Source organism: Candidatus Poriferisodalis multihospitum (assembly GCF_028283155.1).
Lineage (GTDB): Bacteria > Actinomycetota > Acidimicrobiia > Acidimicrobiales > Poriferisodalaceae > Poriferisodalis > Poriferisodalis multihospitum.
In genome coordinates this window covers 1-22,772 of record NZ_JAPYOK010000115.1, presented here as the reverse complement: position 1 = coordinate 22,772, position 22,772 = coordinate 1, and the positions used below count along the sequence as shown (strand labels likewise).

General features: G+C 65.8%; 19 protein-coding genes and 1 pseudogene. 11 read left to right on the top strand and 9 right to left on the bottom strand.

Going from position 1 to position 22,772, the window contains the following annotated elements:
* Window positions 1-95 precede the first annotated feature (95 nt).
* From VI480_RS13920 to VI480_RS13905, 4 genes are all read right to left on the bottom strand, one after another.
* Window positions 96-3,197 (bottom strand): cell wall-binding repeat-containing protein, encoded by a 3,102-nt coding sequence (locus VI480_RS13920; RefSeq protein ID WP_323673464.1) that lies wholly within the window; start codon window positions 3,195-3,197, stop codon window positions 96-98.
* Between the two features lie 26 nt (window positions 3,198-3,223).
* The gene (locus VI480_RS13915) at window positions 3,224-4,255 is read right to left on the bottom strand and encodes a hypothetical protein (protein ID WP_323673463.1); all 1,032 of its coding nucleotides are present in this window, start codon (window positions 4,253-4,255) and stop codon (window positions 3,224-3,226) included.
* Between the two features lie 47 nt (window positions 4,256-4,302).
* Entirely contained in the window at window positions 4,303-5,091 is a 789-nt protein-coding gene (locus tag VI480_RS13910; RefSeq protein WP_323673462.1) for a hypothetical protein, read from the bottom strand.
* A 256-nt stretch (window positions 5,092-5,347) separates the two neighbouring features.
* Window positions 5,348-7,786 (bottom strand): cell wall-binding repeat-containing protein, encoded by a 2,439-nt coding sequence (locus VI480_RS13905; RefSeq protein ID WP_323673461.1) that lies wholly within the window; start codon window positions 7,784-7,786, stop codon window positions 5,348-5,350.
* Window positions 7,787-8,034: 248 nt separating this feature from the next.
* Here VI480_RS13905 and VI480_RS13900 point away from each other — a divergent pair, with 248 nt between their 5' ends.
* Both VI480_RS13900 and VI480_RS13895 read left to right on the top strand, forming a co-directional pair.
* On the top strand, window positions 8,035-8,319 hold the full coding sequence (locus VI480_RS13900) for a type II toxin-antitoxin system prevent-host-death family antitoxin (RefSeq protein ID WP_323673460.1): 285 nt from the start codon (window positions 8,035-8,037) through the stop codon (window positions 8,317-8,319).
* A gap of 18 nt (window positions 8,320-8,337) precedes the next feature.
* The gene (locus VI480_RS13895; RefSeq protein ID WP_323673459.1) at window positions 8,338-8,727 is read left to right on the top strand and encodes a type II toxin-antitoxin system VapC family toxin; all 390 of its coding nucleotides are present in this window, start codon (window positions 8,338-8,340) and stop codon (window positions 8,725-8,727) included.
* A gap of 158 nt (window positions 8,728-8,885) precedes the next feature.
* Here VI480_RS13895 and VI480_RS13890 read toward each other — a convergent pair whose 3' ends face one another.
* The 5 genes from VI480_RS13890 to VI480_RS13870 all read right to left on the bottom strand — a co-directional run bounded on the left by VI480_RS13890 (window position 8,886) and on the right by VI480_RS13870 (window position 15,464).
* Entirely contained in the window at window positions 8,886-9,353 is a 468-nt protein-coding gene (locus VI480_RS13890; protein WP_323673458.1) for an RDD family protein, read from the bottom strand.
* 142 nt (window positions 9,354-9,495) lie between these two features.
* A complete protein-coding gene (locus VI480_RS13885) occupies window positions 9,496-11,937 on the bottom strand; it encodes a cell wall-binding repeat-containing protein (RefSeq protein ID WP_323673457.1) in 2,442 nt (813 codons plus the stop codon).
* A gap of 114 nt (window positions 11,938-12,051) precedes the next feature.
* Window positions 12,052-14,652 carry a cell wall-binding repeat-containing protein gene (locus VI480_RS13880; RefSeq protein WP_323673456.1) on the bottom strand — a complete coding sequence of 867 codons (2,601 nt, stop codon included), beginning with the start codon at window positions 14,650-14,652 and terminating at the stop codon, window positions 12,052-12,054.
* A 241-nt stretch (window positions 14,653-14,893) separates the two neighbouring features.
* Window positions 14,894-15,154, bottom strand: coding sequence for a DUF4160 domain-containing protein (locus VI480_RS13875; RefSeq protein WP_323673455.1), 261 nt, complete (start codon window positions 15,152-15,154; stop codon window positions 14,894-14,896).
* 10 nt (window positions 15,155-15,164) lie between these two features.
* Complete coding sequence (locus tag VI480_RS13870; protein WP_323673454.1) at window positions 15,165-15,464, bottom strand: DUF2442 domain-containing protein; 300 nt, start codon at window positions 15,462-15,464, stop codon at window positions 15,165-15,167.
* Window positions 15,465-15,643: 179 nt separating this feature from the next.
* On the opposite strand from VI480_RS13870, the pseudogene sufB reads away from it, so the two are divergent.
* The 9 genes and pseudogenes from sufB to VI480_RS13825 form a co-directional block, all read left to right on the top strand.
* A pseudogene (gene sufB / locus VI480_RS13865) lies at window positions 15,644-16,714 on the top strand (Fe-S cluster assembly protein SufB); the annotation flags it as partial.
* Window positions 16,714-17,772 carry a CoA ester lyase gene (locus tag VI480_RS13860; protein ID WP_323673452.1) on the top strand — a complete coding sequence of 353 codons (1,059 nt, stop codon included), beginning with the start codon at window positions 16,714-16,716 and terminating at the stop codon, window positions 17,770-17,772. The pseudogene sufB and the gene VI480_RS13860, both read left to right, overlap by 1 nt.
* 17 nt (window positions 17,773-17,789) lie before the next feature.
* Window positions 17,790-18,668: a CoA ester lyase gene (locus VI480_RS13855; RefSeq protein WP_323673451.1), complete on the top strand. Its 879-nt coding sequence runs from the start codon at window positions 17,790-17,792 to the stop codon at window positions 18,666-18,668.
* A 14-nt stretch (window positions 18,669-18,682) separates the two neighbouring features.
* Window positions 18,683-19,096: a hypothetical protein gene (locus tag VI480_RS13850; protein ID WP_323673450.1), complete on the top strand. Its 414-nt coding sequence runs from the start codon at window positions 18,683-18,685 to the stop codon at window positions 19,094-19,096.
* A 66-nt stretch (window positions 19,097-19,162) separates the two neighbouring features.
* On the top strand, window positions 19,163-20,413 hold the full coding sequence (gene sufD / locus VI480_RS13845; protein WP_323673449.1) for a Fe-S cluster assembly protein SufD: 1,251 nt from the start codon (window positions 19,163-19,165) through the stop codon (window positions 20,411-20,413).
* Window positions 20,414-20,467: 54 nt separating this feature from the next.
* Window positions 20,468-20,800 (top strand): non-heme iron oxygenase ferredoxin subunit, encoded by a 333-nt coding sequence (locus tag VI480_RS13840; protein ID WP_323673448.1) that lies wholly within the window; start codon window positions 20,468-20,470, stop codon window positions 20,798-20,800.
* Window positions 20,797-21,687 carry a Fe-S cluster assembly ATPase SufC gene (gene sufC, locus VI480_RS13835; protein ID WP_323673447.1) on the top strand — a complete coding sequence of 297 codons (891 nt, stop codon included), beginning with the start codon at window positions 20,797-20,799 and terminating at the stop codon, window positions 21,685-21,687. Before VI480_RS13840 ends, sufC begins: the two co-directional genes overlap by 4 nt.
* A gap of 101 nt (window positions 21,688-21,788) precedes the next feature.
* Window positions 21,789-22,085: a 4a-hydroxytetrahydrobiopterin dehydratase gene (locus tag VI480_RS13830; protein WP_323673446.1), complete on the top strand. Its 297-nt coding sequence runs from the start codon at window positions 21,789-21,791 to the stop codon at window positions 22,083-22,085.
* A 10-nt stretch (window positions 22,086-22,095) separates the two neighbouring features.
* A complete protein-coding gene (locus VI480_RS13825; RefSeq protein WP_323673445.1) occupies window positions 22,096-22,650 on the top strand; it encodes an NUDIX domain-containing protein in 555 nt (184 codons plus the stop codon).
* Window positions 22,651-22,772 lie beyond the last annotated feature (122 nt).

Below are 22,772 nucleotides of genomic sequence, written 5' to 3'. Positions count from 1 at the left end.
CGCCGCCTCGCCCCCGCCCTGCTGAGCTGAGGGCGGCGGCAGCGCTCGCGTTCCTCGGCTGCCCGGTCACCGGCTGTGGTGTCAGACAAGCAGGGCTAGTACGGCACCCAGTAGAAGTAGCTGGCTGCGAAGATGCCTTCGAGCGTCCACTGCGAGTTCATGCGGAAGAACTCGTCGTACTGGTAAGAGCTATCCAGGTGGATCTGGGTGGTCGAGCTTGGCTCCGTCGCAGCGAACGTTCTGAAGACACCGAGCAACGCGCCGTCGTAAGCAATGTCATTGACATACATCGTGCCGATGTCGTCAGAGAAGAAGTCCTCTTGGGCCCGCAGGATCTGAAGCCCGTCGGACGTGAAACTCCCGAACGTCAGGCTTCCGCGTTCTTCCTGCGGCAGGTTCACTTCGACGAAGCGTTCGGACCCGGGTATGGCAACAAGCTCGATATTGCCATTGTCAGAGAGGCCCGAAAAGCGTCTCAGCTGGCCCGTAAAGGCCCGATAGTCCCGGAGCAGGATGCGTGACCCGTCAGGTGACCATCGGTCGAAGGAAACCCAGCCACGTCTGCTGGGTGCGTCAGGCGGTTCCAGTGTCCACTCTGATCCGTCGCGCATGTCGCGGATGGTGAGTGCCGAGTTAATCGATGCACCGCGCTGCGGTTCGCCGCGGCGGTACGCGAGGTAGGTGCTGTCAGGCGACCATCTCCCGCCGTAGCCGAGTGTCTCAGCGACCATGAGTGCTTGCTGAGTCGATGCAGTGAGGTCAAACATGTGCAGGCGTGGCAGGCCCTCGGGAACGTAGGGACAGTGGACTGGCCAGTGTTCGAGTGAATAGCTCGGATGGACTTCGGCGACGAGGTAGCTGCCGTCCGGCGAGAAATCCAGATCTTTGTGGTCCCAGGAACCGAACACATATCCCGTGTAGGGAAGCCGAACGGAGTATCCGTCCTCGATATCGACGACATGCATCTGCACATGGGGTACGCGCGCACGCGGCACGTGAACATTGGGCCAGGCTTCGCACTCGCCCTCCAACTCCTCGATCCTCATGACCGAGTACAGCAGCCTGTCGCTGTCCGCAAGCCATCTCGACACGACGTGATGAACGTCATCGGATTCATTGATCGTGAGCCTTGAGACGCCGTCCAGATCGACATCGACGACGAACAGGGAGTGTCCTTGGTGCGGTTCGCTCGGAGCACGAAAGACGAGGCGCCGACCATCGGGCGACCACTCTGGATCGTGAGCCACGAGGCCCGAGCCTGTGATCCGCCGGGGCTGCGGACCGCGCAAGTCGAACACTGTCAGGACTGGCGATCCGGCTCCGAAGTAGGCGCAGTCGAACTTCCAGTCTGCCCAGGAGTGGTAGTTCGAGGGAGCGAACTCGTAGCCGGGGTAGCTCTGCACGGCGAGATGAGTGCCGTCCGGTGACAGCAATAGGGCATCGCCGATCGCGTAGCCGTCAAATTCGATGGGGTGGCCTGTGCCGGTTTCGACATCGACGATGTGCACCTGCGACACGGGGACATCATCGCAATAGGTGTTCGTTCTGGCGTTCTGGACGGCGTAGATCAGACGGCGTCCGTCCGGCAGCCAGTTGGCATTGCTCGACCAACGTGGGCTGAAGACATGATGCAGTTCGTCTGCCCGGCTGTCGCTGAGCCGTCGCACATCGCCCGACGTGACGTCCACGGCCAACAGCGAACGTCCCGCTTCGCCTTCCGTGCGCGCTTGGAACACGATGTAGCGCCGGTCGGGTGACGGTCTCGGGTTCAGCCAGTCGTCCTGAGCCAAGTGCGTGTACCAAGCCGGCGCCCGCAGCCTTGCGATACCGCTGCGAGTGTCCAACTCGTAGTCGTCCTCCGCCCGTTCGTCTTCTCTGATTGCCCCGAACTCGATGACAAACCGGTCAGAGGACCATCGCACATAGGTAATGCCGTCGAATCCGGCGTCGAGGAGGTAATGGCGGGCTTGGTGGTGCTCGTCGAGGACGACGATGTGCTGGCCGTCGCCGTCGGGGTTGTCTGCGACCGTCGCCATGCGCACCGGGGGCCGCTCGATCGCTGAGGGATCGATGGTGATGTTGTCGCCGATGAGATGCCAGCTCGGCTCGATGCCGGTGCGATGCCGGTATAGGTACAGGTGGTTCTGGGTGACCGGCGCGAGCCGGTCGGCGTCGGTGAACAGCAGCGGGATGCACTGTGGGCCCAGAAGGCGTCCCACGGTCACGGCGACGTGTGGTTCATCGCCCAGCGCGAGACCGATGCTGTCGATCGGGTTGTCTGGGCAGTGGGGAACCTCGGCAAGCAGGTCCATAGCGAGGGCGGCGGTGTGGTAACGATCCTCGCCCGCTAGGCGGGTGACCGAGGCACCAGTGGCCTCGATCGCTTCTTGCACGGCCGGTGCGATTGCTGCCGTGCCGCCGACCAGCGCTACGTGCTCGATCTCTTGCCCGGTGAGGTAGGCGGCGCTGCGCGGGTCCAGCTCGTCGGGTGCGGTGAGTAGCAGCGGGAACGGACCCGCAGCAGCCAAGGGTCCGACGGTCACCGCATCGGCGACGCTTTGGTCGCTGGCGATGATCACCGTGCGGCCCATGTTGGCGAACTCGGCAGGCATGCCCATCCGCTTGGCAATGGCGATCGACGTCCCGACCGGGTCATCACCGTGGACGCGTTCGATGTTGCGGGGCAGCATCCCCAGCCCGTACAGCACCGACGGCTCGTGATGCGGCAGCACGTTGGGACTGCCGACGATCACGACGCGACGGACACCTGACGATCTCAGGAACTCCACCAGGTCGGGCCGTGCAGTGGCGGTTTGCAGACCGCCCGGAGGCACCAAGACCATCGGCGCGTCGAGTGAAGCAGCCAAAGGTCCGGCTGCGGCTGCATCGGCCCACGACTCGTCCGAGGCGAGCACCACCCACTCCGAGACTCCGCCCTCAGCGTCAACAAGCGCCTGCGCTACTTCGATTGACAGCTTGTAGGGGTCCGAGCCGGCGTAGCGCAAGACCTCCACGCCACCCGCCGAGTCATCGGGCATCGCTTCGGCCTGCGCCTCGGCTCCAGCAGCAGAATCGCCGGCGTCAGCCGGCTGCTCGGCTGCACTCACGCCCGACACCGGCAGGATCGATGCGATCAAGCCGATCAACGCGAACAGCCACCACCGCAGCCGCATGCGCTCCGAATGACTACCAGTCATGCGCACTCGCGCACTCGGCCGCTCGTTCATCGCGGCTGTCCATATCTGAGAGTCTGGTGAGTGAGCGGATATGGGCACGCGAGCACCAACTGGTAGTCGTCTGCATCTGGCAGCACGAGCGGTCCCGCCGCTCCAGCGTCGGATGCGATGAACTTGGTCGCGGCTGTGTTGGTGCCGCACGCGAGCATCTCGCCGCTCGCTGCTGCACTCATCCATGTGACTCCGGAAAAGCACGGGTGGTTGCTGGGATGAACGGTTACGACGAACACATCGCCGTCGTGACGCGCCTGAATGTTCCACCAGTCACCCTCGCTGCGGGCCGGCTCGCGAAGGGCGAAGCGAACTGAGGCGTCGCCGTGGCCGATGCTCACGATGTCCCCGGAAACATCTGCATCGACATTCGACGGTCGTGACCCGACTTCTGCGAGCAATTCGCCCGAGGGGGCGTCAAGCCGCTCTGGCACGCCGCCCCACGGTACGAAATACGAGGGGCTCACCGATCCGGCAGGCCCGCCGACTTCAAGGCCGTCGGGTCCGTGAGAGATCAGTCCCACATCGCCGACACAAGCGATGGACAAGTTTGGCAAAGGAATCTCTCCGACTGTCCATCCCCGACCGACGCCTGAGTCGGTCCACTGGTAGAAGCGCAATTGCCAGCGTCCGTCTTCTCGCCAGGTCGCTCCCGTCCACGCAAGCTGAACGAGTCCCTCAAAGGGCCACTCGGGCAGTGCCTCGGTGTCATCCCACTTCACCCTGCTGTATGCCTCGATAGACGGGAGTCTTTCTGGCGCTGGTTCCGGCTCGCTCGTGGGAGCCGGTTCCTGGGTGACCTGCGTCGGTTGCTCGTCGCCGGCGTGCGTCTCGTTCTCGCCCGTCTCGTTGGTGTGATCGTCGTCACGTTGGACGAGCGCGTCACGAACTGGCTCGATGGCCTCTGTAGGCGAGGTGGAACTGGCTGTAGTCGACTCGGGAGGTGCCGTCGTGGAGGCATTCATGGTGGACTCTGTTGCCTCGGCGGCGTCCTCGCCTGCGGTGGCGCAGGCGGCCACAACGAGCATCAGGACGACCAGAGGCAGCCTCAGCCGACTCATCACTCGGCGTCGTCCTAGTGATCCAGCTCGGGCGAGCCGTGCGGGTCCACTCGGATAAAGAACTCTTCGGGGTGTTCCCCGTCAAGGCGCACACCGCAGGCGTCCTTTTCGACGGGCCACATCGCGCTCGGCAGAGCGAAATCGTCCAATAGGAAGCTGTCGGCGTGCGCCACGAACACCAGCGACGTTTGGGCTTCCATCATGTAGTCGTAGCAAGCGACCACTTGCCCTGTTTCTCCATCCACGACGAATCCGAGGGCGATGTCGCGGCACACCGGATGCGCCTGGTAGTACAGCGTCAAGCCGTAGAACCGACCGTCTGAGCCAGGGCTTCCGAGCTCCTGAATGTATGCCCGTTGACCGAACTCCTCCGCTAGCCGGTCCATCGCGCCAAGATCGTCAGTAGGCAATCCCTCCGCGTCGATCTCGACGAACCCGCCGACAGGTGACCACTCAGAAGCCAGAGGCAAGTAAGTCTTGCTCCCGAGAGCGCTGTGAGCCTCAAAAGTAACGATGTGCGAATAGGTGACCTCTGTTTCGTCGCTGTACCAGGATGAGATCTGTGCCGTGAAATCAATTCGATCGCCCGTAAGGCGAAGGGTCTCACGCCGTGCATCCGGCCCGGGGGCAGTGGAATCCGAAGGCTGCTGGCTGGCTGTGTCACGCTTGACGACCGGATACGCGGCATCGCCCCACGGAATCACGTAGTGCTTGGCTTTCGGATCGGGATAGGACGCGTAGCCCATGCGGACCGACTCAGCGTCCACATCCACATATATCTCGTAGCATGCACCTAGGTCCATGTCGCTACTGACATCGTGCACTCGACCGCGACCGGTGTCCCAAAACCTCCCCAGAGCCGGAGCGAAGAACCCTTGAAACGGCCACTCGGGAGCTATGCCCCTGACAATCTCGACCGCGTCTGTCGATGTGGGCGCACTGTCATTTGAATCCGTGTGCTCAGAGGCATGCGCGCTCGTCACGGGCAATATTGCGAGCAGTGCTCCCAATGCCAAGAAACGCAGCCAGCGCGGGTGACGTGCTCGACTCGCCGACGCTCTAGAAGTCATGGTATCCAGCGCAGCTTCCGCGGATGCCGTTCACGGTCCAGGCCATGTCACAGAGCGCAAATTCGTCAACAAAGAGTGGGAATGGGATCTCTGCTTCGGAGCGCAACCCAGCCCATTGTGTCCCGATGATGCCGAATTGCAACTCGCCATATATGAACGCCATTTGCGAAGCGTCGGGTGCGATAGCCGAGGCCGAGGTACTCGTGATTTCTGCGGGCACTGCCACGAGCTGTTCGACATTCCCGTCAAGAGGATTCACGCCGATGAGGGCGAGCGGCCGCTGGTCGCGTGGCCTTGGCGGATACTGCATGTACAGCAGCTTGGTGCCGTCGCTGCTCCAGCCGCGCGCGATCAGCCTCGCGTCGAAGTCGAGGTTGATGCTGGCGTCTTCGCCACTCGCTACGTCATGGATGTGCAGAGTCTCCGTAGATGCTCCCGCGCCGTAGTAGCGAGTGCCATGAGCAACGAACCGGCTATCGGGGGACCATCCGATGGCCCAGCCGAAGCTCGTCGCCTGTGGCCCGGGATAGGGCGTGAGCTGCCTGATAGCGCTGCCGTCGCTGGCGGCCAAGAAGATGTGAGGGGCTGCGAAGGCGTCCTCGATGGCGCCGCTGAACGCTAGATGACCGCCGTCCGGTGCCCACCAGATCCCGCCGACGGATTGCGCAGGCTCGTAGACGTCCGTTACTGCTCCCGTCGTGATGTCCATGATGTGCAGCGACTCTGGGTGCCGATACGCGGCGAAGATGCCCATAGGCACACGGGACCGGGTGAGTGCGATCCTGGTGCCGTCGGGAGACCAAGATCTGACCGCGTCGTTGATTTTGTTGTAGGTCAGCCGTGATGTCGTCCCCGTCGCCGTCTCATACAGGAACATCTCCGCGGCATGATTCGAGAAGGGGTAGTTACCGCAGTCGCCACCCATGCACGTCGTGGGATCGCCCACGAATGCTGTGAAAGCGAGCTTGGTGCTGTCAGGCGACCACTCCGGCCAATGCCAAGTTGGCAGATGGCGGAACGCCAGATCCGGCACCGTCACTTCGCGGATCTCGCCTGCTCCGATATCCAAGACGAACAGATGCCGCCCGCCGACGATTGCCAGCCGAGTGCCGTCAGGCGACCAAGCGAGCTGATTTTCTGAGAACCTGGAATCCGCTCCGGAGGCGTCTCGTCCGGGCACAAAGCGGAAACGGTGTCGTTCACCGTTCTCATCGATGATGAGGACGCCTGCCTCATGGCTGGTCGTGACGTTGCTGCGCAGGCGGTCAAATGCAGCGAGGCGAATCGGCGGGGCCGCAATCTCGACGACAGCGTGCGCGATCGAGGCCTCATCGCCAAAGATCTGAATGAGAGCCGCCCGTGAGCTGTTCTGGGCGAAGTAGAGAGCGTTGCGCAGATCGTCGGGGAGCTTGTCGGGTTTGGCGTAGCGCAGGGGAGTGCACTGCGCAGCGAGCAGGGGGCCGGCAGTGAGTGCTTGTTCAGGCTGTTGGGCTGGGGTCACGCCGATGCGGGTCGGGCCGTTTGCGCAGGCGGGGTCGTCGGCGGTGTGCTGATTGAACAGGTCCGCTGCGAGTCGTGCGGTGTCGCTGCGGTCACGGCCGGCGAGGCGGGTGACTGTGGTGCCAGCGGCTTCGATTGTTTCTTGCACGGCGGGTGCGATTGCGGTGGTTCCGCCGGCGAGCACCACGTGAGCGATCTCGTGCTCAGTTAGGTACGCCGCAATGCGCGGGTCGAGGGCGTCGGGTGCGGTGAGCAGCAGCGGGAACGGGCCTGCTGCAGCGAGAGGTCCGATCGCCACCGCATCGGCAGTGCTTTGCTCGCCGGCGATGATGACTGTGCGACCCAACTCGCCGAGTTCGGCAGGCATGTCCATCCGCTCGGCTATTGCGACGGAGGTTCCGATCGGTTCATCGCTGTGGATGCGTTCGATGTTGCGGGGCAGCATCCCCAGCCCGTACAGCACTGACGGCTCGTGATTCGGCAACACGTCGGGGCTGCCGACAATCACGACGCGGCGGGCTCCTGACGATCTCAGGAACTCCACCAGGTCGGGCCGCGCAGTGGCGGTTTGCAATCCGCCCGGTGGCACCAAGACCACTGGCGCGCCGAGCGAGGCAGCCAACGGGCCTGCGGTCGCGGCATCAGCCCACGACTCGCCCGACGCGAGCATCACCCACTCCGAAGTGCCTCCGTCGGCGTCTACCAGTGCCTGTGCTACTGACAGCGACAGCTCGTACTGATCCGAGCCGGCGTAGCGGACCACCTCCACATCACCCGCCGACTTATCGAGCGCTGCTTCAGCCTCAGCGTCGGCCTCACCAACCGACTCGTCGGCGCTGGCGGACCCCTCAGCGGCGCCCACCGCCGGCACGGGCAGCAGCGACGCTGCCAGACAGGCCACGCCGGCCAGCAACCGCCGCTGTCGCACAATTCTCGCCTGTTCGCCACGGACGCCCATGAGTGATCGTGAGCGTCTCAATATGCCAGGCATCGGCGCCGATGCTATGGCGTGTGTGCGATCCCATACATCGCCCGCATCGAATGATGAGTCCTGGTCACCGTTTCAGCGCCGCCTCGCTCCTGCACTGTGACGCGTATCTGAGGCTGACGGTTCCGGTCCGAGCGGTGACGCAGCTCATCGCTATGCCATACGACTGATGTGCTACATTGTAGAACATGGTTGAGGTCGGCATCCGGGCGCTGAAGCAGAATGCGTCGGAGGTCGTTGCGCGGGTGGAGGCAGGTGAGGAGATCACCGTGACCAACCGCGGCCGGCCGGTGGCGAGGCTGGTGCCGCACATAAGCGAACCGCGCCGGTCACGTCTCGAGGAGTTGATCGCTCGTGGCGACGCGACTGCGGCGACTCGCGACCTCGCTGAGGTTCCCCCGCCGCATCCGGCGCTGCCGGGGCGCAGCCTCTCCGAGGAGCTGCTGGCGATGCGCGAAGACGAGCGATTCTGAGCGCTCGTCCGTCGGCGCATGCACTACTTCGACAGCTCAGCGCTGGTCAAGATGATGGTGGAGGAGCCCGAATCGTCCGTGCTCAACGCCTGGGTGGAGGCCGAACACGTGCGGGCGGTCTCGTCGGACTTGGCGCGGACCGAGACCATCCGGGCCGTTCGCCGCTACCGGCCCGACTTGACGGTCCAAGCCCGGGCGCTGTTCGACTCAGTGGCATGTGTGCGCATCACCGCTGAGATCGTCGAACGGGCGGCTCTGCTCGATCCGCCAGGGCTGCACAGCCTGGATGCGATCCACTTGGCTACGGCGCTCGAGCTCGGCAACGAGATCGATGGGCTGGTCACCTACGACGAGCGGCTGACCCGAGCAGCGCGCGAGCGCGGCATCCCGACGATCACGCTTGGCTGAGTTCTCGCACCGCCGGCGCCTCAAGAGCGCATATTGCGCTCACGGCTGCCCGTCCGCATCACGCGCACACAACCTCACGCGACGCGACAGCTAACGCCGTATTAGCGTTGCCGACCTCAAGTCCCGACACCATTGGGCGAAAGACGGCGATCCGCGATTCACTGTCCAGTCTTGGTCACGACGACCGCCCTCGCGAGACGGTCGTGCCAGCCGCGGCCCGTGCGGTTCCATAGAGCCGACAGCGGGTACACCAGCCACAGAAACACGCCCCACGCCGCACTGTCGGCGCCGGTCACCATGGCGGGAACGAGTCCCAGGACGCCGGTCAACGGTGGCAATACCGTCGTGACGAGAGCGCTCGTGTAGGAAATCCTGCCGCCGGTGGGCCAGCGCACGATCTCGATCCCTGTGCGACGCATGCCCACCGATTGGCCACGAACGACGAGGCGGTAGATGCGCCAAGAGCCGTACCACGCCAGGGCGGCAATAGCCACGAGCCACTGGATCGTCAGTTCCGCGGTTGTGAAGCCGGCGCTGCTCGGCCTCAGCTCGTAGGCGATGCTGTAGACGACGAGGAAGATGCCGATCGGGATGAGAACGGCAACCAACAGCCCTGCGTCATACATTCACGCCATGAAGCGGGTTTCAAGCACAGCAGCTTCGACGGACTCGCCGTTGCCGAGTTCTGCTCGTCTCTTGGACTCAGACATGACCTGCCCTCGGTGTTTTGTCGACGGAAACTGAAGGAAAGCGAGCAGCGCGGACCATTCACCAGCGTCGTACTGCGACCGCGGCGACGCCGTACACGGTCCATTCGAGTTGCGACCATTCGAATGGCGGCTGCTCTCCCAGCCACCAAGGTCGCTCTGGGTAGGCACCGGGATCGAACAGAGCAGCGGCGTCGAGCGCGTGGTACGCGTTGCCCCCCGGTTCGGATTCGACCAAGACGAGCCGCAGTGTGTCCTCGCCAAGCTCGGCCGCTCCGTACGCGAACATCGTGCCTGCCGGACCGTGGCCTCCGTATTGCAGTCTCGCCCGCGAGTTCCGCCACGGCAGCGATGCCAGTTCACCCGTGGTCACGTTGATGCTCAGAAGATCCGTCACGAACTCACCATTGCCCTGCTCCCACAGAACAGCGGCCGCGATGATGCGGCGGCTGTCTGGTGACCAGCCGAGAAACTCCACGCCGGCGCGGTCATGGAACCTCGGAGGCGTCGTGAGTTGGCGCAACGAGCCGGTAGCAGGGCCGAAGGTTGCGATGCCGCCATTGACGGTCGCGTACACGGCGATACAGCAGCCATTAGGTGCCCATTCGAGGATCGAGGCAGCGGTGCGATCGGCAACCCGAGCAGCGGTGCCGTCGGCGTTGAACACGTGGACGATGCCGTCGGCGCCTTCGACACGCATATAGCTGCTGTCTGTGATGAGCGCGATCTGCGCGGCGTCCGGGGACCACTGCGCGCCGACCACATGCTCGGGATGGTCGAGCGCGCTCCGCCTGAGCGAGTCGACATCGACTACTTCGACCAGATCTGCTCCGTCGAAGCGTCCAGTCATCAGGAGCGGCTCACGGAACACCACGAGACGATGTCCCCCAGGGGACCAGCCGACATGCCGAGAGCGCACGTTGCCCCGTGCCAGCCACCGCACGTCTCTCGCGCTGAGGTCCGCAACGAGGATTTCGCGTTGGAACTCATGTCGGTCGGTAATCCCGTTCTCGTTGGTGTCTTGAGACGCGTCAACGTTCGCAGCGAGCAGCGCCCCGTCGTCGGACCAGGCAAATGCGTCGTACTGCGGGTAGTAGTGCTCGTTGTGCGGTGTCAACCGCCAGAGGTCTCCTGTTGCAAGCTCGTAGATGAACACGCCTGCGGTGCCGTCTTGATGTGCCGTGAAGGCGAGGTGACGCTGCTGGGGAGACCAGTTCAGATTGCCGATCGACCCCAGACCGCTGCCCAACAGGTAATGCCGCATGTCGAGACGCTCATCGATGACAGCGATGGTGCCGCCGGCATCTCCAGAAGACGGATCGGGAACCGATAGCGCGACGCGGATTGGGATCTCGGGTTCGGCCGCTTGGCGATGAACGGCATCACGCATTGCAGCGGAGCCGCCGAAGACATGCACCGCGGTCGTGCCGGTGTGCTGCGCCCGGTAGAGAACCGCATTCGCGTCGACCGCCAGCTCATCCGGGGTTGTCAGCAGCAGCGGCGAGCAGAGCTGGCCCAGCAGCGGAGCTGCGCTGTATGCGTCCCATGTGGCAGGCATCGACTGGCTGGCGCCGCGGTCTTCTGGCCCTCTGGCCAAACCAACGGTCGGCGGCAGCCCGACAGGGCACTCGCGTTGCGTCATGGACGCGAAACGCCCAGTCACGTCATCAGTGCTGAAGCCGGCGACTGCGGCTGCCGCCCCCACTAGACCGTGGCCGCCGAGGACGGTCGCTTCGATGCCCGACGCTTCGACCTGTCGCAGCGTGTCTGAGGTGGTTGTGGCTGTCGGCCCCGCCACGACTGCATGTGTGACGTCGTGCAGGCCCAAGAATTCAGTGATGTCGTCTGGGAGAGAGCCTTCTGACGTGAGCAGCAGCGGCAGTCTCGCCCGGGCCGCCAAGACCGCAGCGGCGGCTGGCTCCCGGCTGCCGGCCAACACCACAGCCCGCACCTGGCGCGTCGGCAATGCCAAACCCTCGACCGTGTCAGGTCTGCCCCCTGCAGGGCCCTCGCCGGTGCCTTGCGCAGACGCGGGCGGGTTCTTGACGCCCACGATCTCGCCTGCGGCGACACTCAGAGCAGCTGGCGACTCGCCGGCGACCCGCGCGACACGGATGCCTGCACGCCGCGTCGATGCCAAGGCCATCTCCGCAAGCTCGCGACTCCAGTCGACGACCAGCGCTTCTTGGACTCTGGCGTCGGCAAGGAGAGTCAGCGCGTCGCTGCCCAGTCCATCAGGCGGCACCAGCAGCAGGGGAGCATCGATCCCCCCGGCTAGAGCGGCCGCCACTGCGGCGCTTGAGTCTGAACGTCCCGACGCTAGGACGACTCTGTCGACACGGCCTCCAACGGCCCGGACGAACTCACCGGCCACCACCAGCGACGTCGCGTAGCGATCCTTCCCCCACAGCCGAACAACCTCAACACCGCTGGCGGCTTCGGCAGTTTCATCGGTGACCTCGCCATCGGATTCAGCCGTTGCACCGGCACTCGAAGCAGGCACGACTGACGCTGCCAGGCAGACCGCCGCCACGAGCTGCCACCCCCACCGCCCGACCGGAGTTCGGCGCCGCCGTGCCGCGGGCGCTGTGATGCTGGACGTCGTCACGGGTGGCCGTCAGTTGCAGATGCCGGATATTCCGTTTGCGGACCATTCGGTCTCGCACCGCCACGCAGCTCGAGCTGGGCGCCGAACGCCGGGCGTGTCGCCCTCAGCCACGGAGACGACGGGACCGAAGTCGATCAGCGGCGCCAAGTCCCCCGATTGGAGGCTTGTGAGCCACATGCCCCCGTCTCTTCTGGGCTGCGCGTCCCGGGGCCAGCTGCCGTCGTAGATGAGCAGCAGTTGGTTCTGGTCTGGAGACAGCAGCAGGCGCGGCTGAATCTGCCGGCCGAAACTGAGCCGCAGTAGGGGGATGTCGCGCAGAGTCGTGATGTTGCCTGTGACGTCGTCCAGCAACACGAGATCTCGATATGAGGAACCGTCCTCGCTGCGCCGCAGGTACAGAAGACCGTCACCCTCCGGGGACCACCCAAAGAAGACGAGCGGAGTAGGGCTGTTGCTCTCTTGCGTGAACTCGAGCAGTTTCCTGATCTCGCCGGACTCAAGATCGAGCACGTAGTCAGCCGTGGTCTCAGACTTGTAGTCGAACATTCCGTCTTCCTGTACGTAGTCGGTGTCGGAGAACGCGAGCATCGAGCCGCTGGGGTTCCAGCCGAGGATCCAGGCACCGTAGTGCTGGTGGCCCTCTTCACACTCGCTGCAGCCGATCGGCGTCAGCTGCCTGCGATTCGTGCCGTTGCCTGTGCACACAGCCACTTGGCGCGTCCACCACCCATCGCGCAAGTAGTAGGCAAGATGGGAGCCGTCAGGTGACCAAACTGCACCCGGTCCGCTGCTGCACAGCGCCAGTCGCGAGGCGACAGCTGCCTCGTTGACTCTGATTGAGGAATAGGACCGCACTGAGCGGTAGTACGGATCAGATGCGGCCGGATCCCAGTGCTGCATCGTCGTGACTGCGTTGCTGTCCGGTGACCAACGGCCGACGAGGTCGTGGGCGGTGTTCTCGGTTAGTCGTTCCGTTGTGCGCGATTCGGCATCATGCACGAAGAGCTCGGCGAAGTGCAGCGGATTGCCCTGCCACGTGCCCACGGTCGACGGGTCGTCGATGAATGCGGTGAACATGAAGGAACTGCCGTCGGGTGACCACGACGGACCCATGTTGCCGACCGACCAACCCACGCCGGTGTCTGCGGGGTCCTCGAAGACCAATTCGGCGCCTTCGGACACGACTTGGTACGACTCGCCGGTCTCGGTGTCCAGTACGAAGATCTCCGCTGTGCACAGACGCCGGTAGCTCAAGAACCTCCCGGCGGGAGACCAATCCAATTCGCGAAGTCGACACACACCGTCAGAGTTCAGGTGCGGCCACGCCGGGATCTCGATTTCAGTTTGCGGGAACAGGCGGATCGCGCCGTGTTCGTCCACTACCGCGATCTGCGTGCTCCGCATACCGTTCTCCGTCACGTCGCCAACGCTCACGAATGCGAGTTGCGTCGGCGGCAGCGAAACATCCAAGGCGGCGCCCGCGATGACACTCTCGTCGCCGAAGACGAAGAGTTCAATGCCGCGGGACCGCTGCTGTTCGAGGTAGAGGGTGTTGCGCAGGTCGTCGGGAAATCGTCCGGATTCGATGTAGCGCAGGGAAGTGCACTGCTTGGCGAGCAGGGCGCCGACGGTGAGCACTTGCTCGGGGCGCTCGGCTGAGGCGAGGCCGATGCGGAACGAATCGCCGGCGCATGCCGGGTCCTCAGCGGTGTGCTGGTGGAACAGGTCCGCTGCGAGACGGGCGGTGTCGCTGCGGTCTCGGCCTGCGAGGCGGGTGACGGTGGCCCCGCCGGCTTCGATCGTTTCTTGCGCCGCCCGTCCGATTGCGGTGGTGCCACCGACCAGCACTACATGTTCGATCTCACGCTCAGTCAGGTACAAGGTGATGCGAGCGTCAAGCTCGTCGGGTGCGGTGAGCAGCAGCGGGAACGGGCCTGTGGCAGCCAACGGCCCGACCGCCACCGCATCAGCCACGTTTTGGTCGCTGGCGATGATCACCGTGCGGCCCAGTTCGCCGAGTTCAGCGGGAACGCCGATCCCCTCGGCAATAGCAACCGACGTCCCGACTGGGTCATCGCCGTGGACGCGTTCGATATTGCGGGGAAGCATTCCCAGCCCGAACAGCACCGACGGCTCGTGATTCGGCAGCACGTCGGAGCTGCCGACGATCACGACGCGACGGACGCCAGTCGACCGCAGGAACTCCACCAGGTCAGGCCGCGCAGTGGGGGACTGCAAACCGCCCGGGGGCACCAAGACCACTGGCGCGCCTAGCGATGCAGCCAATGGGCCAGCCGTCGCTGCATCCGCCCACGACTCTCCCGACGCCAGCACCACCCATTCCGAGGTGCCTCCGTCGGCGTCGACCAGTGCCTGCGCCACCGCTAGCGATAGCTCGTACTGGTCCGAACCGGCGTACCGCACCACCTCCACGCCGCCCGCCGAGTCCTCCTGCATCGAGTCGTCAGATGTGGCTCCGTCCTGCGTCTCGGCTTCAGAAGCCGAATTGCCTGCGCCGGCGGTTGGCTCTTCTGCCGCAGCCACTCCGGAGACTGGCAGCAGCCCCACCGTCAGACAGGCCGCGCCCACCAGCAGCCATCGCTGCCTCACGCTTCTCGGCCCTTCGTCACGGACGCTCATGGGTGATTGCGAGCGTCTCAATGAGCCAGGCACCGTCGCTGATGCTATGGCGTGTATGGAATCCCTTACATCGCGTCCATCGAACGGTGCGCATGCGTTGTCGTTCCTGCGCTGCACCTGCTGTGGATCGGTGCGTGGAATCGCGCGGTTGAGTCAGTCAGAAAAGCGCGACTGAAGCTGTCACGAAACCGCGAACGCCCAGCTAGTGGGCCTATTCCAGCGGCGCGATGCCCGAAGGCGCACGGCCGCTGCGCAGTGCGTCCCATGCGGCCCGCAGTTCGGTCCTATGCAGCGCCGACCACTCGTCCACCATGTCTTGTGCACGTCGAGGCAGAGAGCCGCGCAAGACCTGAGAGTTCTCGACGTCGATCAGCGCCTCATGTTCGCCGTATCGGGCATGGAAGTGCGGTGGCGGGTGGTCGCGGGCGTACATCGTGATCACGATGCCGAAGAACCGGCTGAGTTCTGGCATCGCGAAGCGGTCAGTCGGCCATCAACGTGGACGCATCGGTGCGCAGTTCGTCGAAGGACTTGCCAGTCAGGTCCAGGTACAGGCTGTGCGGGCAGACATCGACGTCGCTGTCGTTACCCCACGCCACTGCGCCGGTGTCAGGAACGATGTGAGCGCTGCGCCAGTAGCCCGAATCGGACCACGCGGAGAAGATGCCGCCCGTCTCGGCGCTGTCCGACAGGTCGACCTCGCCGGCGGTTCCGTCATCGAAGCGCACCCAGATGGAGTACGGCTGACGAACCTCCAACTCGACGACGTAGGGCGAGAGCACGAGCCCAAGCGTAACGACGGCGGGAATGCGAGCAAGCTGAATTATTCCGCCTCAGGGCTCAGCGGTCGGCACCACGCACTGCACTATGACCCGGGCAGGGGCGGCGTTAGGCTGAGGTTGTGACCGACACCGCTGAAGCCGCCGTTGGCATCGACCTCGGCAAGTACAAGCTGGGGTGGAGCGACGAGGAAGATTACGTCTTCAAGCCCACCGCCCAGTACGAGTCCGAGGTGGTGTACCACCGCAACCGGGAAGACCTCGAAGCCCAGGGCGTGCTGTTCAGCGACATGGACTCCGCCGTCAAGGAGTACCCCGACATCGTCCAGCGCTACTTCGGCTCGATCATCCCGCCTGGCGACAACAAGTTCGCAGCGCTGAACTCGGCGGTGTGGTCGGGCGGATCGTTCATCTACGTGCCGCCCGGCGTCGAGGTAGAGATGCCGCTGCAGGCGTATTTCCGCATCAACGCCGAGAACATGGGCCAGTTCGAGCGGACGTTGATCATCGCCGACGAGGGCGCCACGGTGCACTACATCGAGGGCTGCTCGGCGCCGGTGTACACCACCGACTCGCTGCACTCGGCCGTGGTGGAGCTGGTGGCGCTGCCGGGCGGGCGCATCACCTACACCACCATCCAGAACTGGTCGAACAACGTGTTCAACCTGGTCACCAAGCGGGCCGCCGCCTACGACGAAGCCCACGTGGAGTGGATCGACGGCAACATCGGCTCGCGCCTCACCATGAAGTACCCGGCGGTGTACCTGATGGGGCCCAAGGCCTCGGGCGAGGTGCTGTCGGTGGCCTACGCCGGCAATGGCCAGCACCAGGACGCCGGCGCCAAGATGGTCCACGCCGCCCCCGAGACCACCTCCAAGATCGTCTCCAAGTCCATCTCCAAGGACGGCGGCCGCACCACCTACCGCGGCCTCGTACGGGTGGAAGAGGGCATGAGCGGCTGCCGCAGCCACGTCCAGTGCGATGCGCTGCTGCTCGACCAGGACAGCCGCTCGGACACCTACCCGTACCAGGAGATCGGCTCTCGTGACGCCGAGATCGGCCACGAGGCCACGGTGTCGAAGGTGGCCGACGAGCAGCTCTTCTACCTCATGAGCCGCGGCCTGTCGGCCGAGCAGGCCATGGGCATGGTGGTGAACGGCTTCATCGAGCCCGTCACCCGCACGCTGCCGATGGAGTACGCCGTCGAATGGAGCCGGCTGATCGAGCTTCAGATGGAGGGATCGATCGGCTGATGCGCAGCCCAAAGGACTTCTTCGCCCCGCTGGCGCTCGGGGCGCCTGAACCGCTGCGCGAGGTGCCCTTCCGGCCCTCTCGCATGATCCACTTCTTCGACCCGTCGAACGAGCGGATGCGGGCCAAGGTTCCCGACATCGCCCCCACGGTCGACGTGCTGCTCGGCAACCTGGAAGACGCCGTGTCGGCCGACAGCAAAGACGCCGCCCGGGCAGGGCTGATCGAGGTGGGCAAGGCGTGGGAGCCGGGCCACACGCAGCTGTGGACCCGGGTGAACAGCCTCGACTCGCCGTGGTTCCTCGACGACGTGTGGGCGCTGTGCCACGAGATCGGCGACAAGCTCGACGTGATCATGGTGCCCAAGGTGGAAGGCCCCGAGGACATCCACTACGTGGACCGGCTGCTGGCCCAGCTCGAGGCCCGCGTGGGGCTGGAACGGCCGCTGCTGGTGCATGCGATCCTCGAGACCGCCCGTGGCGTGGCCAACGTGGAATCGATCTGCCTGGCCAGCCCCCGCATGCAGGGGCTGTCGCTGGGGCCTGCCGACCTGGCCGCTGACCGCCGCATGAAGACCACCCGCGTCGGCGGCGGGCATCCCGGCTACCTCGTGCGCACCGACCCCGTGCCCGACGGCGACGACGACGCGCGCACGTCATTCCAGCAGGACCTGTGGCACTACACGCTGGCCCGCATGGTGGACGCCTGCGGCACCGCCGGCATCCTGCCCTACTACGGGCCGTTCGGCGACATCGCCGACCCCATCGGCTGCGAGGACCAGTTCCGCAACGCCTACTTGCTGGGCTGTGTAGGGGCGTGGAGCCTGCACCCGAGCCAGATCGCCATCGCCAAGCGGGTGTTCAGCCCCGAGCCTGCCGAAGTGGCGTGGGCGCAGCGGGTGGTGACCGAGATGGGCGACGGCACCGGCGCCGTGATGATCGACGGCAAGATGCAGGACGACGCCACCGTCAAGCAGTGCCGGGTGGTGCTGCAGCTCGCCCGTGACCTGTCTGCGGCCGACCCCGAGCTGGCCGCTGCCTACGGGCTCGAGACTGCCTGAGAGAGTCTGGACTCCATATGAGCGCTGCCGCCGCCCGCCCCGCCCGCCCGCGCCGATCGGTGCTCTATATGCCGGCGGCCAATGCCCGGGCGCTGGAGAAGGCCAAGGCCATCGACGCGGATGCGCTCATCTTCGATCTCGAGGATGCGGTAGCGCCCGATGCCAAGGAAGCCGCCCGCGAGGGCGCGTGCGCCGCCGCATCATCTGGCGAGTACGGCTACCGCGAGCTGACCATCCGCTGCAATGGGCTCGACACCCCGTGGGGTCGCGACGACATCAGGGCCGCGGGTGCAGCGGCCCCCTCAGCCGTTGTCATCCCCAAGGTGTCGAGCGCCGCACATCTCGCTGCCGTGTCCGACCTGCTCGACACCGCGGGCGCCCCCGACTCGATGCGCATCTGGGCCATGATCGAGACACCTGCGGGCATCGCCCATGCCCGCGAGATCGCCGGCTTCGAGCGAACCGATGCGGTGGTGATGGGCACCAACGACATGGCCAAGGAATTGCACGCCACTATCACGCCCGACCGGGCAGCGCTGGTGCCGCACCTCGCGACGTGCTTGGTGGCCGCCCGGGAAGCGGGCGTCACCGCCCTCGACGGTGTCTACAACGACATCCGCGACGCAGACGGATTCGCGGCCGTGTGCCGCCAAGGTGCCGACCTGGGGTTCGACGGCAAGACGCTGATCCACCCCAGCCAGGTCGATCCCGCCAACGAGGCCTTCTCGCCGAGCCTTGACGAGCTCGACTTCCACCGCCAGGTGATCGAGGCATTCGAGGCGGCGGTGGCAGATGGCCGTGGGGTGGTGACCGTAGACGGCAAGATGGTCGAGAATCTTCACGTGGATGAAGCCCGGCGGGCGATAGCGCTCGCCGACGCGATTGCGCAGCGCTGAGGGAGGCGGCTGCCATGCCGATGCGAACGAACTGCCGCCACTACGAGAGCCGGTCCTACCCCAACGGTGACACCGTGCGAAAGTGCAACCTCGACTTGGCTCCCGAGGCCCCGTGGCGCTGCCCCGAAGACTGTCCGTCGTATTCGCCTCGACGGCTTGACGCCGGCTGGCAGCACGGCTCGCTGGGTGTTCGCAACTTCGCCACCGAGCCCGAGAGCGTCGGCGTGGATGAGTCCATCGGCGACCTCCTCGATGCTGCCGAGGACATCCTGAACGAGGCCGGTCCGCGAATCCTCGAAGAGGTTGCCGCGGAGCAGTCCCGGCGCAAGGGCATCCGCATCAGGTCCAAGAATCGCAAGGCTGCCCGCAAGGCAAAGCGTGTGAAGCGTCGTGCGGACCGCGACGACCGCAAAGACGGCGAGGTTTGATCACGGCTCGATGCGGGCCGCTCCGGCCCGCTAGGCCCTGACGGGCGCGCCGGTAGCCTCCGCAGCGTGTTCAGCCCCGACCTCGTCGACGCGCTCGACGGCTCCGACGCGTTGACCAAGCGGCGTCGCGCTGCGGCGGAACGAGCGGTCGCCAGCGGCATGCCGTCGTTCACCGAAGAGGTGTGGCGCTACACCCCCATCGACGATCTCGACCCTGCGCTCTATGCCTTCGCGGCTCCTGGCGGCGCTGCGGGGCCGGCGGGCCTGATGGACGGTGTCGACGACGGCGCTGCGGCAGTGGTTCGCATCACCAACGGTGCCGTCGTCGAGGTATCGGTGCGGACAGAGGGCATCCGCGTGGGCACGCTCGGCGACGGCGCGGACGATCTGATCGGCACGGTCGCCCCCGAGGGGCCCGACGTCTTCGGCGACTGGAATCTGGCTCTGGCCACAGCGCCGGTGGCCGTCAGCATCGATCCGAACGCGGTGGTGACTGCGCCGATCGTCGTGCACGTCCACACCGATGTCGAGGGGCTGGCATGGTTCCCCCGGCTCGTCGTGGTGGCCGGCCGCACCAGCCAAGCCACAGTGATCGAGCATCACACCGGCGGCGACACGCCCGCACTCGTCTGCCCCCTGACCGAGCTGAGCGTCGGCGACGGTGCACACCTCGGTCACCTCACCGTGCAGGAACTGGGCTCGGGCGCATGGCAGATTGCCAACCTCTGCTCGGACGTGGGTCGAGATTCCAACCTGCGGACCGGCCAGGTGGCGATGGGCGGCGCATACGCCCGGGCCCGCATCGGCATCGACATGACCGGGCGCGGCGGCCACAGCGAGATCGACGCCGTGTATTTCGGCCGGGGCAGCTCCACGCTCGACTTCCGCACATTCCAAACCCACGTGGCACCCCACACCACCTCTGACTTGCTGTTCAAGGGCGCGGTCGACGATCACGCCCGGGCGGTCTACACGGGGCTGATCCGTATCGAGGCCGACGCTCCCCACGTCGTGGCCAACCAGACCAACCGGAATCTGAAGCTGTCCCCCAATGCGTGGGCCGAGTCGGTGCCGAACCTCGAGATCGAGAACAGCGATGTGCAGTGCAGCCACGCCTCCTCGATCGGCCCCGTCGACGCCGATCAGCGCTTCTATCTCGAGAGCCGGGGCGTGCCCACCGACGTGGCCGAGGCGCTGGTGGTGCGTGGTTTCTTCGACGAAGTCCTCGATGCGCTGCCGTCTGAGGAGATCTCGGCATCGGTGCGCCAGCGCATCGACGAGTTGGTGTCCGATGCCGACTTCGCGGTCGCGCAATGAGCGCGACGGCCGTGCGGGCAGTGCAATGAGCTCGGTTGCCGTGGAGGCGGCGCCATGAGCGCAGCAGACGAGACCCGCACCGAGGTGCTGTGCCAGCGTGGCGACGTGCCCGACGGCGAAGCCCGACGCTTCGACGTCGAAGGGCACCGCATCGCTCTGGCGCGCATCGGCGACGACTACTACGCCATCGGCGACCGGTGCAGCCACCAGAACTACTCGCTGGCCGACGGCTGGGTCTGGCCCGACGAGTGCGCGCTCGAGTGCCCGCAGCACTCGTCGAGCTTTGACCTGCGGACCGGCAAGCCGAATTGCTTCCCCGCCACCCAGCCCGTTCCGGTCTATGAGATCCGTATCAGCGGCGACGATGTCGCGGTGGTGCTGCCATGAGCGACAACACCGCGCACACGCTGCGCGTCGAAGGCCTGCACGCATCGGCGGGCGACACCGAAATCCTGCAGGGCGTCGATCTGGAGGTCTCCTCGGGCCGTGTGCATGCGGTCATGGGACCCAACGGCTCGGGCAAGAGCACCCTGGCCCATGTCGTCATGGGCAGGCCCGGTTACGAGGTCACCGCTGGCTCAGTGACCCTCGACGGCGTCGACGTGCTGAGCCTGGCGCCCTGGGAGCGGGCGCAGGCTGGGCTGTTCCTGGCCATGCAGCATCCGACGGAGGTGCCCGGCGTCTCGGCCGCCCAGGCGCTGGCCGAGGCGCTGGCGCTGCGGGCCGGCGACGAGAGCCCGAGCGCCGAGCAGCTCGAGCGCACCCGCAGCCTTCTCGAAGCCGAGGCGGCCGCTGTCGGGCTGAAGGCCGAGCTGGTGGCACGGCCGCTGAATGTCGACATGTCGGGCGGCGAGAAGAAGCGCAACGAGACGGTCCAGCTCGCAGTGCTGCAGCCACGCATCGCCATCCTGGACGAGATCGACAGCGGCCTCGACATCGACGCGCTGCGGGCCTGCGCCAACCGCATCGAAGCGCTCACCGAGGCGGGCCTGGGCGTGCTGGCCATCACGCACTTCACCCGGGTGCTGGAGTACCTCCGGCCCGACGAGGTCCACGTGATCGTGGACGGCCGCATCGTGGACTCCGGCGGTCCCGAGCTCGCGGAGGCACTCGAAGCCGACGGCTACACGCCCTACCTGCCCGAAGAGCCCGACGCCGGCGTGGCGGTGTCGATCGGCGGGCTCGGCAGCTCGCTCGGTACAGGAGCGGGGCCGTCTCCGGCCGATGATCCGTTCGCTGACCCCTGGGCAGATCCGCTCGACGAGTTGGGCTGAGCGCCGCTGAATCTCCCTTGACGCGGGCACCGTTGCGTGCCTTCGATGTGCCGAGGAGTTCGTGTTGACTGGTCAAGGGGAAACAAGGGGAGGGTGATCCGATGGCACGAGAGCTGTTGAGTGAAGACGAACTGGAAGCGCTGGCTGCCGAGCTCGGGAATTGGGATGTCTCGGGCAGCGAATTGCAGCGCACGTTCCGCTTCGAGAACTTCGTGGAGGCATTCGGGTTCATGGCCGCCGCGGCCCTGGTGGCCGAGAAGATGGACCACCACCCCAACTGGTCGAACGTGTACAGCACGGTCGAGGTGGCGCTGAACACGCACGACCGCGGCGGGGTGACCGAGCTGGACGCTGCGCTGGCACGTGCCATGGACGGCCTGGCTGGCGACGCAGGCTGATCGCCGCTCGATGCGACTGCCACGCCTGCGACGGCGCGCAAAGCCCGACGAAGCTGAGCGTCCCGCGCCCGCGCCCGTTGTCGAGGGAACGGTCGAGTCGAAGCCGGGTTTGCGCCGGCTGCTGCATCAGCTCTTCGAGTTCTGGGTGCGCCTGCGGCCTGCCCGGGTGACGCTGGGTGTGCGCGGGCTGGTGGTCGACCACAAGGGCCGCGTCTGCCTGGTGCGGCACACCTACCGGGACGGGTGGTTCCTGCCGGGCGGCGGGGTCAAGACCCGCGAGGCGCTCGTGGACGCGGTGGCGAGGGAGCTACGCGAGGAGACCGGCGTCGTCGTCGCCGAGACGCCCCAGAATGTGCTCGGCGTCTACTCGTCACGCCATGGCAACCGCAGCGATCACGTCGTGGTGTTCGTGGTCACCGACTGGCGCGTCGAGGAATCAGCCTCCCCCGAGATCGCCGAAGTGGCGTTCTTTCCCCCGGGCGAGCTGCCGCCCGGCACTACGCCAGGCACCTCACGCCGCATCTCCGAATGGATGACCGGCGTGCCTCCCGGCCACCGCTGGTAGCACTCGCCGCCCGCCCCGAGCCGTTAGAGGCCGCGCCGATAGGCGACCGTCCACCAGTCGTCGGGTCGGGTCCGCTGTGATGCGGGCTGCTTGCCGAACCGACGATCTGGTGGAGGTGCCTG

Coding starts and splice junctions, on each gene's coding strand:
- VI480_RS13900 (WP_323673460.1), top strand. CDS start 8,035: ATGGTTGAGGTCGGCATCCGGGCGCTGAAGCAGAATGCGTCGGAGGTC.
- VI480_RS13875 (WP_323673455.1), bottom strand. CDS start 15,154: ATGCCAGAACTCAGCCGGTTCTTCGGCATCGTGATCACGATGTACGCC.
- VI480_RS13830 (WP_323673446.1), top strand. CDS start 21,789: ATGGCACGAGAGCTGTTGAGTGAAGACGAACTGGAAGCGCTGGCTGCC.
- VI480_RS13895 (WP_323673459.1), top strand. CDS start 8,338: ATGCACTACTTCGACAGCTCAGCGCTGGTCAAGATGATGGTGGAGGAG.
- sufC (WP_323673447.1), top strand. CDS start 20,797: ATGAGCGACAACACCGCGCACACGCTGCGCGTCGAAGGCCTGCACGCA.
- VI480_RS13920 (WP_323673464.1), bottom strand. CDS start 3,197: ATGACTGGTAGTCATTCGGAGCGCATGCGGCTGCGGTGGTGGCTGTTC.
- VI480_RS13915 (WP_323673463.1), bottom strand. CDS start 4,255: ATGCTCGTTGTGGCCGCCTGCGCCACCGCAGGCGAGGACGCCGCCGAG.
- VI480_RS13825 (WP_323673445.1), top strand. CDS start 22,096: ATGCGACTGCCACGCCTGCGACGGCGCGCAAAGCCCGACGAAGCTGAG.
- VI480_RS13860 (WP_323673452.1), top strand. CDS start 16,714: ATGCGCAGCCCAAAGGACTTCTTCGCCCCGCTGGCGCTCGGGGCGCCT.
- VI480_RS13890 (WP_323673458.1), bottom strand. CDS start 9,353: ATGTATGACGCAGGGCTGTTGGTTGCCGTTCTCATCCCGATCGGCATC.
- VI480_RS13840 (WP_323673448.1), top strand. CDS start 20,468: ATGAGCGCAGCAGACGAGACCCGCACCGAGGTGCTGTGCCAGCGTGGC.
- VI480_RS13910 (WP_323673462.1), bottom strand. CDS start 5,091: ATGGACCTAGGTGCATGCTACGAGATATATGTGGATGTGGACGCTGAG.
- VI480_RS13850 (WP_323673450.1), top strand. CDS start 18,683: ATGCCGATGCGAACGAACTGCCGCCACTACGAGAGCCGGTCCTACCCC.
- VI480_RS13855 (WP_323673451.1), top strand. CDS start 17,790: ATGAGCGCTGCCGCCGCCCGCCCCGCCCGCCCGCGCCGATCGGTGCTC.